Origin of the sequence: Curtobacterium flaccumfaciens, assembly GCF_013359815.1 — a bacterium.
Classification (GTDB): domain Bacteria; phylum Actinomycetota; class Actinomycetes; order Actinomycetales; family Microbacteriaceae; genus Curtobacterium; species Curtobacterium flaccumfaciens.
In genome coordinates this window covers 16,779-29,246 of record NZ_JABMCF010000039.1, presented here as the reverse complement: position 1 = coordinate 29,246, position 12,468 = coordinate 16,779, and the positions used below count along the sequence as shown (strand labels likewise).

Here is a 12,468-nt window from a genome sequence, read left to right as displayed (position 1 = left end):
CACCGACACTCCACGCCCGCCTGGCCCCGCGAACTGTCGCTCAGCGCGAAACATCGGCCGAGCCAGCGCCGACGCCGACGCCCGCGCCCGCCCCCGCCAGCGCCACCGCCAGGTCGGCCTGCACCAGGTCGCCGTGCACCGCCGCACCCGTCTGGGTGCCGGCAGCCGCCGACGCGATGACCGTCGCCATCGGAGCCGTCACGTTGCCGGCCGCGTAGACCCCGCGCACGGCGGTCTGCCCGGCGGCGTCCACGGTCAGCGCCGTCGCGAACCGGTGGTCGCCCATGAACTGGTCGGTGGCGGCGAGGCCGAGCCCGGACAGGAACGCCACCCGCGCCTCGGGCCGGCTCGCCGTGGTCAGGGCATCGAGCTCGACGAACGACCCGTCACCGAGCCGGACCCCGGTCAGCCGGTCACCCTCGGAGACCACGGCGGCGACGGGGCCCTCGATGACCGAGATGCCACGGGCCGCCAGACCGGCCAGGGCGGTGTCGTCCATCAGGGCCGGCTCGGTCAGGAACACGATCACCCGATCGCTCAGCGCCCGGAACATGAGCGCGTGGTGTGCGCCGTTCGGCGTCGTGACGAGGACCCCGATCCGCTGGCCGCGGATCTCCCACCCGTGGCAGAACGGGCAGTGCACGACCCCGCGCCCCCACTGCTCGGCCAGGCCCGGGACCTCCGGCAGGACGTCCACGGCGCCGGAGGCGACGACCAGTCTGCGCGCCGTGACGACTTCGCCCGAGTCCAGCGTGACCGAGAAGCCGACCGGGTCGTGACCGTCACCGGTCGTGGCGGACGTGGCCACGATCCTCCCGGCCGTGACCTGGACGCCGTAGGCGGCGACCTCGTCGCGACCGATGCGGAGCAGCTCGGCGGGCGGGACGCCCTCGTGGCCGAGGTAGTTGTGCGCGCCGGCCGCCGGGGCGTTGCGGGGCTCGCCGGAGTCGACGACGAGCACCGAGCGCCGCGAGCGGCCGAGGATGAGGGCGGCGGAGAGGCCGGCGGCCGAGCCGCCGATGACGATGACGTCGAAGTGTGCAGGCATGCGCTGATCATGCGGCGGATCGAGCGTGAACAGCAACGAAGTTTGCCGCTGTGGCAACATGTCCGCCATGGGACACGGCAGCCAGGACGCGACCGCCCCGCGCACGACCGCCGAGGTCGTCGACGGGGTCGGCCCCCGCCTGCGCGCGCTGCGTGCCCACCGCGACGTCACGCTCGCCGCCCTGTCCGAGCAGACGGGGGTCTCGGTGAGCACCCTGTCGCGGCTCGAGTCCGGCCAGCGGAAGCCCACGCTGGAACTGCTGCTGCCCCTCGCGCGGGCGTACCAGGTGCCCCTCGACGACCTGGTCGGCGCACCGCAGACCGGCGACCCGCGCGTGCACATGAAGCCCGAGGTGCACGGCGGCCGCGTCGTGGTGCCGCTGACGAAGCGGACCGGCGGGGTGCGCTCGTTCAAGCAGCTGTTCCCGCCGAACACCCCGGGTGGGGAGCCGTCGCTCAAGACGCACGAGGGCTACGAGTGGCTCTACGTGCTGTCCGGACGGCTCCGACTGGTGCTGGGGGAGCACGACCTCGACCTCGGACCCGGTGAGGTCGCCGAGTTCGACACCCACACTCCGCACTGGATGGGCAACGTGACCGACTCCGTCACCGAGGTGCTGTGCCTGTACGGGCCGCAGGGTGAGCGGGCGCACGTGCGGTCTCGACCCGCCCGGTGACCCGCTGCGTCAGTCCGTGAAGACGTTCGCCACGACGTCGTCGAGCAGATTGGTCGTCTCGATGTTCGACTGCTGGATGTGGATGCCGAGGTCACCCCGCGTGAAGTACGTGTCGCCGTCCGTGACCGGGTACTGCGAGTTCTTCGAGACCTTCTGGCACAGGTACCCGTCGGACTCGTCGCCGCAGTCGTAGCCCTTCGCCGAGAGCTGCTCGAGCGCGTCGCGGGCTGCGGTCGGGTCGACGGCGTCGACCGCGATGGACAGGTATGAGATGTCGGCCTGCGGCTCCCGCCACACGCAGTACAGGCGCTTGCCGTCGCCCTGCAGCGCCGGGGTGAACGAGCTCTTCGGGATCGCGATCGGGTCGCCGACGACCGACGGGTCGTTGAGCGGTGCCGATGCGAACGCCTTGTCCCACTTGCCAGGGGTGATCAGGTCGGTGCAGCTGGCCGGGACGGTGGCGGTGTCGTCGCTCGGGGCCCCGGTGCCGGTGGGGCTCGGAGCGGTCGTGGTGTCGGTCGGGCTCGGTGCCGTCGTCGGGTCGGCTGCGGTGGTCGCGGTGTCGCTCGCGGGTCCGGCCGGTCCGGCCTGGGCACAGCCGGTCAGGGCGAGGCCCGCAGCCACCAGGGCAGCGAGCGTGATCGTGTGGCGCATGGTTCCCCTTCGTCCGGTCGCGTCAGGTCGTGACCGTCGCTCACGAACGTACCGACCGAGGGCCGAGGTGGCTGGGACCGTCACCGATTCGTTGTCCCCCGACCCCGTCGGTCAGCGGCTGCGCCACCACCACCGCCGCGACCGCGACTGCGATCGCAGCCGTCGCGCCCACCGGCGCACCGGGTTGGCCCGCCGGCCGTTCACGCGGAACGTGTGGAAGGCGCGTCGCGTCCGCACCCAGACGGACGGGAGGCCCGCCAACGGTCGCGCGGACACCTGCACCGTGAGCACGGGGTCGGCCACCACCCGCCAGGCCGGGTCGAGCTGCATGCTCAGGTCGACGTCGTCGTGCACCTCGGCGTCGTCGCGGTGCGCTCGCCCACCGACCGCGGCCCAGGTCGACCGGCGCATCGCCATGGCGGACCCGAACAGCGGCGGACGCCCGAGCGCGCTCCACATCAGGACGAAGTACGGGCCCATGTACACGGCGTTCCACAGTCGGCGCACCACGGCGCCACCGTTCCGGGGCCGGCCCGGACCGGTGACCGCGACGACCTCGGGGTCGGCCAACAACCGGACCGCGTCGGCGATCCACGACGGCGGTGGGACGGAGTCGGCGTCGAGCCGCACGACGACGTCGCCGGACGAACGGTCGTAGCCGCGCGCCGAGGCCCGGGCGATCCCGCGCACCGGCTCCGTGAGCACGACCGCGCCGGCGTCCCGGGCGATCGCCGCGCTGTCGTCGGTGCTGCCGTTGTCGACCACGACGACCTCGTCGGCGGGCCGGGTCTGGGTCGCGAGTGCGGCGAGGCACCGCCGCAGGTGCACGGCGTCGTCCCGCACGGGGATCACGACCGAGACACGGAGCACCCGTCGATCCAACCGGCTGTCGCCTGTGCGGATTGCCGGACCGCGTTTCCCGGTGATCCTGGGACCGGACCAAGAGGGCACGGCGCAAGTTCGTTGCGAAACGCCCCCGGTGCACGCCGGGGACGACGACAACCGGAAGGCCGACCATGACCACGAACCCACCCGGGAACGACTCCGGGACCCCCATCCACGACCGCACCGCAGCCTCCGAGGGCCACGAGGTCGCCCCCGGCGTGACCGTGCCGTCGTACGCCAGCGGTACCCCCGCCGCGCGACCCACCGACCCCGGTGCGCCGCAGACCTACGACCCGTACGGCGACAGCGCCGCCGAGGTGCCGTTCGACGCGCCCCTCGACGCCGTCCCGGCCGACGAGCAGCTCCCCGCCGTCCCGTCCGCGGCATCCGCCGGCAGCGCCAGCGGCTCCGGCAGCACCGGCAGCGCCAGCGGCTCCGGCAGTGACTCGGGCAGCGGCTCCGGCAAGGCCGACGCGGCCAAGGGTGCCGCGCAGGACGTCGCCGGCGACGCCAAGGAGCAGGCCGCGAACGTCGCGGGCACCGCCAAGGAGCAGGCGTCGAAGGTCGCCTCCGAGGCGACCGACCACGCCAAGCAGCTCTACGGCCAGGCGTCCGAGAACCTCAAGCAGCAGGCCGGCGAGCAGCAGCAGCGCGCTGCCGGCGGACTCCGCTCCCTCGGCGAGCAGCTCGGTCGCATGGCCGAGAACGACGACGAGCAGGGCGTCGCCTCGAAGGTCGTCCGCGACCTGTCGGGCCGCGCGACCTCGGCCGCCGGGTTCCTCGAGAACCGCGACCCGGGCTCGCTGCTCGACGAGGTGAAGACCTTCGCCGCGAAGCGCCCCGGCACCTTCATCGCGATCGCCGCGGGCGCTGGCCTGCTCGCGGGACGCCTGACCAAGGCACTCGCGACCGAGGTCAAGCACGAGAAGGAGGCCGGCGACGGCACCACCGGATCGGGGAGTGGCGTATGAGCCAGTCCGTCCCCGGCGCGACACCCCTGGGCGAACCGACGCCCGAGGAGCGCGCTGCGACCACACCGCTCGGTGAGCTGCTGTCCGACGTGTCGCGTGACCTCTCCAGCCTGTTCCGGCAGGAGGTCGCCCTCGCGAAGGCCGAGCTGACCGACTCCGCGAAGAAGGCCGGCAAGGCGGGCGGGATGTTCGGCGGCGCCGGACTCACCGCCGTGTTCGCCCTGCTGTTCCTGTCGATCGCCGCGTGGTGGGGCCTCGGTTACCTGATCGGCAACGCCTGGTCCGCCCTGATCATCGCGGTCGTCTACGCGATCGTCGCCGCGATCCTGGCCGTCCGCGGGCGCAAGGAGATCAAGGAGATCAAGGGCGCCCCGCAGACGGTCGAGACCGCCAAGGAAGTCCCCGAGACACTCAAGCCCAACACCGGGAGGAAGCCATGAGCACCCCAGACGAGATCCGCGCCGACATCGAGCGCACCCGCGGCGAACTCGGCTCCGACGTCGACGCCCTCGCCGACAAGGTCAGCCCGTCGTCCATCGCCCACCGCCAGAGCGAGAAGGTGAAGGGCCGGTTCCAGGACGTCCGTGAGTCCGTGATGGGCGCGGCCCAGTCGGCCCGCTCGAGCGCCTCCGGTTCCGCCTCGGGCGCGACCGGCCAGGCGAAGGACGTCGCGCAGAAGGGCGTCGAGAAGGCGAAGGGCAACCCCCTGGCCGTCGGCCTCATCGCGTTCGGTGCCGGTTGGCTCGTGTCGTCGCTCCTGCCGACCACCGAGAAGGAAGAAGAGCTCGCCGGTGAGCTGAAGGACAAGGCTGCACCGCTCGTCGACGAGGTCAAGGAGCAGGCGAAGGACGTCGGCTCGCAGCTCGGCGACGTGGCGAAGGAGCACGCGCAGGACCTCAAGGGGACCGCGCAGGACGCCGCGCAGGCGGTCAAGGGCGAGGCGCAGGGGGCCGCGTCCGACGTCAAGGACAACGCGCAGGGCGCGGCGGACGACGTCCGCAGCAGCTGAACGGAACCCGATGACGGACTGGAGGCCCGTGGCGACATCGCCACGGGCCTCCAGTCCGTCACGCGGTAGCGTTCCGGGCATGGACCCGATCGACGAGCTCGCTGCGGAGCTCCGACAGTCCATCGGCCGGGTCGTGCGTGCCGCACGACGCGAGGCGGACGCGCTGCCGGCGACGCACACCACCACCCTCGGGTTCCTGCACCGCGAGGGCCCGATGACGATCGCGGAACTCGCGCGCCGCCGCGGCGTGAAGCACCAGGGGCAGTCCCGCACGGTGGGCGAGCTGGCCGACCTCGGCTACGTCGACCGGACGGCGTCGGACACCGACCGTCGAGCGTCGGTGATCCGGATCACGGACGCCGGCCGGGCCGCCCTGCAGCGCGACATGGACGCCCGCACCGACTGGCTGGCCGACGCGATCCGCGAGGAGACCGACGCCGAGGAGCGTGCGCTGCTGCGCCGTCTGCCCGAGCTGTTCGAACGGGTCGCGCGCCGGGCTGACTGAACGACTCCTCACCTCCTGGGCGATCGCAGAAGTACAACACGGCTGTACAGTTGTGCGCATGGAGTTGACGAAGTACAACCACGCCACCGTCGTCCTCGAGCAGGACGGCGTCACCCTCGTCATCGATCCCGGGGTGTTCACACCCGAGGCCGTCGACCTCGTCCGCGGCGCCGCGGGCGTCCTCGTCACGCACGACCACCCCGACCACTTCGACATCGACGCCCTGCGCGCGGGACTCGCCGCGAACCCGGACCTCGTCGTCCGCGGTCCGGAGACCGTCGTGGAGCAGCTCGGCGAACACCACGGTCGGGTCCGAGCGGTGCGCGCCGGCGACACGATCACCGTCGGACCGTTCTCCGTCCGGGTCTTCGGCGAGCAGCACGCCGTCATCCACCCCGACATCCCGTCGACCGCGAACGTCGGCTACCTGGTGGACGGCGCGGTGTTCCACCCGGGCGACGCGTACCTCGAGCCCGGCGTCCCGGTGCCGACCCTGCTGCTGCCGACGAGCGGCCCGTGGACGAACACCGCCCAGGCCGTCGACTACGTGCGCGCCGTGGCGCCGGAGCGGGCCGTGCAGATCCACGAGGCGATGCTGAGCGAGCTCGGCCAGCAGTCCGCCGCGCGCTTCCTCGGCCCGGACGGTCTCGGGCCGGTGCCCGTCCTGATCCTGCCGGCGGGGGAGACGATCACCGTCTGACGGACGCAGGTCGCCCCTGGGAGGCGATCCGGGCCTCCCGAGCAGCATGAAGGGATGGCCGACGCACCCACGACAGCAGTCCTCTTCGACATCGACGGCACCCTCGCCGACTCGAACTACGCGCACATCGACGCGTGGTGGCGAGCGTTCCTGGCGGCGGGGGAGTCCGTCGATGCCTGGCGGATCCACCGTGCGATCGGGATGGACTCGGCGAAGCTGCTCGAGACGCTGCTGCCGGACGCGTCCCAGGAGACCCGCGACACCGCGAAGCAGTTCCACACCGCCTACTACGCCGAGCAGATGCCGCGGCTCCGGCTGCTGCCGGGTGCACGCGAGCTCCTGCAGGCCGTCGCCGAGGCCGGGCACGCCGTGGTCCTGGCGACCAGTGCGCCCGAGCACGAACTCGCCCGCCTGCGCGACCTGCTCGACGCGGGCGAGTGGGTCACCGCCGAGACCAGCTCCGAGGACGTCGAGCAGGCGAAGCCGGACCCCGGCATCATCCGGGTCGCGCTCGACAAGGCCGGGGTTTCCGCCGACGACGCCGTGATGGTCGGGGACGCCATGTGGGACGTCGAGTCCGCCGGCAAGGTGGGGGTCCAGTGCGTCGGGGTGATGACCGGTGGCATCGGCGGTGACGAGCTCCGCGGTGCCGGGGCGGCCGAGGTGTACGACGACGCGGCGGCCGTGCTCGCGGCGTTCCGCGCCGGCAAGGGCCCGATCGCGGCACTCGGCCAGCGCGGCTGACGGGCGGCGCCGGTCGCGCCCGACGGGCGCCTCGGTTTCCGCGTCGTCGGTCGCCCGTGCCAGGATCGACGTTCGTGATCACGATCGAACGCGTGTCCTGGGACGACCCCCGCAGCGTGGTGCTCCGCGCCCGCATGGACGACGAGATGCACGAGCGCTACGGGTCGGCGAACGCCGGCGAGGACCCGGCGGTCACTGCCGAGCGGGGTCGTGCGCTGAGCGTCGACCCGTCGACCGTTGTCACGTCGGTCCTGGCTCTCGACGAGTCCGGCGAGCCGGTCGGTCACATCGCCGTCCGGCGCCTGGGTGACGAGGTCGAACTGAAGCGCCTCATCGTGCTGGCCTCCGCGCGTGGCAAGGGTGCGGCCACCGCACTGCTCGACGAGTGCGAGCGCGTCGGACGTGAACTCGGCGCCCCGCGGCTCATCCTGCAGACGGGCGACAAGCAGCCCGACGCCGTGGCGCTCTACCGCAAGACCGGCTGGGACCAGATCGACGTCTACGAGCCCTACGCCGCGACGATGCCGTGGTCGTTCTGCTTCGAGAAGACGCTCTGACTCGACCCGATCCAGATTGCACTTTCAAAACGAGAGTGCAATTCTTGCTCGGTGAGCACCACCGAACGCACCCGCGCGCTGCGCCGACGCATGATCGTCGAGGCACGTCGGGCGACGGTCGAACACGGGCTGCACGGCTTCACGATCGAGCAGCTCTGCGAGACCGTCGGGGTGTCGCGCCGCACGTTCTTCAACCACTTCGGGTCGAAGGACGACGCCGTGCTCGGCATCGAGCTCAACGCCGACGTCGAAGCGATCGACGCCTACGCCGCGGGCGGGATCGTCCCCGGCGAGCTCGACCCCCTCGGGTCGATCGTCGCGCTGGCGATCGACCAGTTCGGCCGGGTCGGGTTCGTCCGTGCCGACGAGGCCATGATGCGTCGGGTCTTCGAGCGGGAGCCGGCGCTCGTCGCGCGGTTCCTGTCGGCGACCGACGTGCAGCTCGCCCGGGTCACCGTGGCCGTGCGCCGTCGGTTCGGGTGGGACGACCCCGGCGACCGTCGGGCGCGCCTGGTGACCGAGGCCGCGGCCGCGCTGCTGAAGGTGACCGCGGAGACGTACTTCGACGACGCCTTCGACGAATCCACCGGACCGACGTTCGACGCGCTGCTCACCGAGAACCTCCGCCTGCTCAGGGCGGTCACCACGACCGAACGGGAACACACCACATGAGCGCCACCGCGCCGGGCACCACCAAGCGTGCCCGCCCAGGCTCCGACGGCCCGCTGCTCCTGACGCAGCGTCGCATCTGGATCATCTTCTCCGCCCTGATCGCGGGGATGCTGCTCTCCAGCCTCGACCAGACCATCGTCTCCACCGCGATGCCGACCATCGTCGGCGAGCTCGGTGGCGTCGCGCACCAGGCCTGGCTGACGACGGGGTACCTGCTCGCCTCGACCATCGTGATGCCCGTCTACGGCAAGTTCGGCGACGTCCTCGGTCGCCGCAACCTGTTCCTCATCGCCATCGCGCTGTTCACCATCGCGTCGGCCGGGTGCGCGTTCGCCACGGACTTCACGCAGCTCGTGGCGTTCCGCGCCATGCAGGGGCTCGGCGGCGGTGGCCTGATGATCCTGTCGCAGGCGATCATCGCGGACATCGTCCCGGCCTCGCAGCGCGGCAAGTACCTCGGCCCGCTCGGTGCGATCTTCGGCCTGTCCGCCATCGGTGGCCCGCTGCTCGGTGGCTTCTTCGTGGACCACCTCACCTGGAACTGGGCGTTCTACATCAACATCCCGGTCGGCATCGCGGCGTTCTTCGTGGCGTGGTTCGCGCTGACCCTGCCGAACAAGAAGGCGACGAAGCGCATCGACGTCCTCGGCGTGCTGTTCATGTCCGCCGCGACCACGTGCCTGGTGTTCTTCTCGGAGTTCGGCGGCAGCAAGGACCACGGCTGGGACGCTCCCGAGACCTGGGCCTGGTTCGCCGGTCTCGCCGTCTCGGCAGCACTCCTGGTGTTCGTCGAGTCCCGCGCGCAGGACCCCGTGCTCCCGCTGTCGTTCTTCCGCAACCGCACCTTCCTGCTGGCCACCGGCATCGGCCTGGTGCTCGGCATCGGCATGTTCGCCGCGATCGGCTTCGTCCCGACGTTCCTGCAGATGGCCTCCGGCACCTCGGCCGCGGTCTCCGGCCTGCTGATGCTGCCGATGATGGCCGGCCTGATCGGCACCTCGATCGCCTCGGGTGTCCTGATCACCAAGACCGGGCGCTACCGGATGTTCCCGATCGTCGGCACGGTCCTGGTGGCCATCGCGATGCTCGCGATGACCCAGCTGGCGGCGGACACCCCGATCTGGCTGATCTGCGCGTACCTGTTCGTCTTCGGTGCCGGGCTCGGCCTGATCATGCAGGTGGTCGTCCTCGTCGCGCAGAACGCCGTGCCCGCCGAGCAGGTCGGGACCGCCACGTCGACGAACAACTACTTCCGCGAGGTCGGCGCCTCCCTCGGCACCGCCGTCTTCGGCGCGCTCTTCACCGCGCGGCTCACGACGTCGCTGACCGACGTGTTCCGCGGTGCCGGTGGGTCGGCGACCGATGCGGCGTCGTCGGCGGGCAGCATCGACCCGTCGACCGTCGCGGGCTTGCCGCCGGCGGTGCAGGACGGCGTCGTGAACGCCTACGCCGACTCGCTCGCACCGGTGTTCTGGTACCTGCTGCCGTTCATCGCGGTGGCGTTCCTGCTCGCGCTCTTCCTGCCGCAGATCACGCTCTCCGACACGGCCGGCATGGTCGCCCGTGGCGAGGCCGTCGGCGGCGAGGAGGCCGACGAGCTCGAGCGCGCGCAGCGCGCGGCGCGTGCGGAGCACGCGGCGGCTCCGGAGGGTTCCGCACCAGGGCGGGACACCGACCGGTAGACACGACCGACTGACGGACGGGAGGCGCGGTGCCAGCTGACACCGGGCCTCCCGTCCGTCGCCCGGTTGCGTTCACTGCCGCGGCCGGACTTTCGTGATGAGCGACACCTCACGCGTTCCAGCGCGCGTGAGGTGTCGCTGAGCGCGTGAGGTCGCGGTGACCCGGCGCTACGCGCCGGTGCTCGCGCGCGGCACGAGCCGCGTCGGCAGGGCCGCGGGCTCGGCGGCCGTGCCGTCGAGCGTCGCGAGGAGCCGCAGTGCTGCAGCCCGACCGAGGTCGGCGCCGGGCAGCGCCACGCTCGTCAGGGCCGGCGCGGTGACCGACGAGGACGGCAGGTCGTCGAAGCCCGCGACCGCGAGTGCGCCGGGGACGGCGATGCCGAGCGCGCCGGCGACCCGCAGGACTCCGTAGGCCAGGGTGTCGGCTGCCGCGACGACGGCGGTGACGTCGTCGTCCTGCCAGGCCTCGATGACGTGCTCGGTGGCCGAGGCCGCGGCCTCCACGGTGAGGTCGGCACGGGCGGTTACCTCGGAGACCGTGATGCCGGCGTCCGCGCAGGCCTGCTCGAACAGTTCGCGGCGCACGCCGAACGTCGCCGCCCGCGAGGTGCCGTCGAGGTAGCCCACGTGCCGGTGCCCCTGGTCGTGCAGGTGGGCGACGAGGTCGTGCACGCCGGTGGAGAGGTCGTAGTTGACGGCCTCGGGCCCACCGGGGGCGTCGAGCAGCACCACGGGGACGCTCGCCGACATCGGCTCGTCGGCAGCGGGGGCGTCGACCAGGATGCCGGCCGGCCGGAGTCGTTCGAAGCGCCGGACGTCGGCCGCGACCGGCTGTGCACCCCGCTCGGTGACGGAGAGCACGAGCTGGAACCGGTCGCCCAGGGTGTCGCGGACGCCACGGATGACCTCGGCGAAGAACGGGTTCGACAGGTCGGGGGCGATGAACACGACGAGGTCGCCGCTGCCGCGGGCCAACGAGCTGGCGGCGTGGTCGACGACGTAGCCGAGGTCGTCCACGGCGTCGCGGACCCGTGCGGCGATGGGGGCGGAGACCCGCCCGCGGTCCTTGCCGTTCACGACGAGGGAGACCGTGGCGATGCTCGTGCCCGCACGCTCGGCCACCATCGCAGCGGTCACACGACGGCTCGGAACTGCGGGGGAGGGCACCCGTCGATGCTAGCGAGCGTGGCGGTCGAACTTGACGTCAAGCGTTTGACGTGTTTCGATGTCAAACGCTTGACGCGCCACGTCGCCAGCGCTCTGCCGGCTCGTGGATCCCCACCACGTCGAGCACTCACCTCGATTCCCCGAAGAAGTGGAGCGCCCAGCGTGCCCGATGCGACCCAGCCCGCCGCGAAGATCATCCTCGACTGCGACCCCGGCCACGACGACGCCGTGGCGCTCCTGCTCGCCCACGGCAGCCCGGCCATCGACCTGCTCGCCGTGACCACCGTCGTCGGCAACCAGACCCTGCCGAAGGTCACCCGCAACGCCCTGGCCGTCGCCCGCATCGCCGGCATCACCGGGGTGCCGTTCGCCGCCGGAGCCGCCCGCCCGCTGCTGCGCCAGATCGAGGTCGCACCGGACATCCACGGTGAGAGCGGCCTGGACGGCCCGATGCTCCCCGAGCCGTCGTTCGACCTCGACGAGCGCCACGCCGTCGACCTGATCATCGACACCGTGATGGCCCACGAGCCCGGCACGGTCACCCTCGTGCCGACCGGGGGCCTGACGAACATCGCCCTCGCGGCCCGCAAGGAGCCCCGCATCGTCGAGCGCGTCAAGCAGGTCGTGCTCATGGGCGGCGGCGTGCACGTCGGCAACTGGAGCCCGGTCGCCGAGTTCAACATCGTCATCGACCCCGAGGCCGCGGCCATCGTGTTCGAGGCCGGCTGGGACGTCGTGATGGTCGGCCTCGACCTGACGCACCAGGCCCTCGCCACCCCCGAGGTCGCCGCACGCATCGCCGGCGTCGGCACCGCCCCCGCCGCGTTCGTCGGTGAGCTGCTCGACTTCTTCGGCCAGACCTACAAGGACGCCCAGGGCTTCGACGCCCCGCCGGTCCACGACCCCTGCGCCGTCGCCTACGTGATCGACCCCACGATCGTCCGCGCCGTGAAGGTCCCGATCCACGTCGAGACCCAGGGCGCGCTGACCCTCGGCATGACCGTCGCCGACTTCCGCGCCCCCGCGCCCGAGGACTGCCGCACGAGCGCCGCGATGGAGCTCGACCACGGCCGGTTCTGGGACCTCGTCGTCGACGCCCTCGAGCGCATCGGCGAGACGGCCGACACCGGGTGGACCCCACGTGCCGCCGCCGACGCCGTCGAAGCCGGCATCACCACGACCCCGGAGCACTGAACCC

The 12,468-nt window shown here is 72.2% G+C and carries 15 protein-coding genes; 11 read left to right on the top strand and 4 right to left on the bottom strand.

Features of this window, described 5'->3' with window-relative positions; genetic code table 11:
• Positions 1–40: 40 nt before the first annotated feature.
• Complete coding sequence (locus tag HP445_RS11630; protein WP_128780166.1) at positions 41–1,048, bottom strand: NAD(P)/FAD-dependent oxidoreductase; 1,008 nt, start codon at positions 1,046–1,048, stop codon at positions 41–43.
• A 58-nt stretch (positions 1,049–1,106) separates the two neighbouring features.
• On the opposite strand from HP445_RS11630, the gene HP445_RS11625 reads away from it, so the two are divergent.
• On the top strand, positions 1,107–1,724 hold the full coding sequence (locus HP445_RS11625; protein ID WP_111028625.1) for a helix-turn-helix domain-containing protein: 618 nt from the start codon (positions 1,107–1,109) through the stop codon (positions 1,722–1,724).
• Positions 1,725–1,733: 9 nt separating this feature from the next.
• Here HP445_RS11625 and HP445_RS11620 read toward each other — a convergent pair whose 3' ends face one another.
• Positions 1,734–2,378: a hypothetical protein gene (locus HP445_RS11620; RefSeq protein ID WP_128780165.1), complete on the bottom strand. Its 645-nt coding sequence runs from the start codon at positions 2,376–2,378 to the stop codon at positions 1,734–1,736.
• 111 nt (positions 2,379–2,489) lie between these two features.
• Positions 2,490–3,248: a glycosyltransferase family 2 protein gene (locus HP445_RS18670; protein ID WP_241660381.1), complete on the bottom strand. Its 759-nt coding sequence runs from the start codon at positions 3,246–3,248 to the stop codon at positions 2,490–2,492.
• 146 nt (positions 3,249–3,394) lie between these two features.
• On the opposite strand from HP445_RS18670, the gene HP445_RS11610 reads away from it, so the two are divergent.
• The 9 genes from HP445_RS11610 to HP445_RS11570 all read left to right on the top strand — a co-directional run bounded on the left by HP445_RS11610 (position 3,395) and on the right by HP445_RS11570 (position 10,103).
• A complete protein-coding gene (locus HP445_RS11610) occupies positions 3,395–4,234 on the top strand; it encodes a hypothetical protein (RefSeq protein ID WP_241660380.1) in 840 nt (279 codons plus the stop codon).
• On the top strand, positions 4,231–4,674 hold the full coding sequence (locus tag HP445_RS11605) for a phage holin family protein (protein WP_051597109.1): 444 nt from the start codon (positions 4,231–4,233) through the stop codon (positions 4,672–4,674). Before HP445_RS11610 ends, HP445_RS11605 begins: the two co-directional genes overlap by 4 nt.
• Positions 4,671–5,243: a DUF3618 domain-containing protein gene (locus tag HP445_RS11600; RefSeq protein WP_027467152.1), complete on the top strand. Its 573-nt coding sequence runs from the start codon at positions 4,671–4,673 to the stop codon at positions 5,241–5,243. Before HP445_RS11605 ends, HP445_RS11600 begins: the two co-directional genes overlap by 4 nt.
• A gap of 79 nt (positions 5,244–5,322) precedes the next feature.
• Positions 5,323–5,748 carry a MarR family winged helix-turn-helix transcriptional regulator gene (locus HP445_RS11595; protein ID WP_128780162.1) on the top strand — a complete coding sequence of 142 codons (426 nt, stop codon included), beginning with the start codon at positions 5,323–5,325 and terminating at the stop codon, positions 5,746–5,748.
• A gap of 58 nt (positions 5,749–5,806) precedes the next feature.
• Positions 5,807–6,448 carry an MBL fold metallo-hydrolase gene (locus HP445_RS11590; protein WP_128780161.1) on the top strand — a complete coding sequence of 214 codons (642 nt, stop codon included), beginning with the start codon at positions 5,807–5,809 and terminating at the stop codon, positions 6,446–6,448.
• 54 nt (positions 6,449–6,502) lie between these two features.
• Positions 6,503–7,192, top strand: coding sequence for an HAD family hydrolase (locus HP445_RS11585; protein ID WP_128780160.1), 690 nt, complete (start codon positions 6,503–6,505; stop codon positions 7,190–7,192).
• A gap of 74 nt (positions 7,193–7,266) precedes the next feature.
• Complete coding sequence (locus tag HP445_RS11580; protein WP_241660379.1) at positions 7,267–7,749, top strand: GNAT family N-acetyltransferase; 483 nt, start codon at positions 7,267–7,269, stop codon at positions 7,747–7,749.
• Between the two features lie 51 nt (positions 7,750–7,800).
• Positions 7,801–8,421, top strand: coding sequence for a TetR/AcrR family transcriptional regulator (locus tag HP445_RS11575; RefSeq protein ID WP_241660378.1), 621 nt, complete (start codon positions 7,801–7,803; stop codon positions 8,419–8,421).
• A complete protein-coding gene (locus HP445_RS11570) occupies positions 8,418–10,103 on the top strand; it encodes an MDR family MFS transporter (RefSeq protein WP_128780159.1) in 1,686 nt (561 codons plus the stop codon). The genes HP445_RS11575 and HP445_RS11570 overlap by 4 nt, the downstream gene beginning before the upstream one ends.
• Before the next feature lie 168 nt (positions 10,104–10,271).
• Here the strand turns inward: HP445_RS11570 and HP445_RS11565 are convergent, their stop codons facing one another.
• On the bottom strand, positions 10,272–11,270 hold the full coding sequence (locus HP445_RS11565; RefSeq protein WP_239001389.1) for a LacI family DNA-binding transcriptional regulator: 999 nt from the start codon (positions 11,268–11,270) through the stop codon (positions 10,272–10,274).
• A 162-nt stretch (positions 11,271–11,432) separates the two neighbouring features.
• Here HP445_RS11565 and uriH point away from each other — a divergent pair, with 162 nt between their 5' ends.
• A complete protein-coding gene (gene uriH, locus HP445_RS11560) occupies positions 11,433–12,464 on the top strand; it encodes a uridine-preferring nucleoside hydrolase UriH (protein ID WP_071251777.1) in 1,032 nt (343 codons plus the stop codon).
• Positions 12,465–12,468 lie beyond the last annotated feature (4 nt).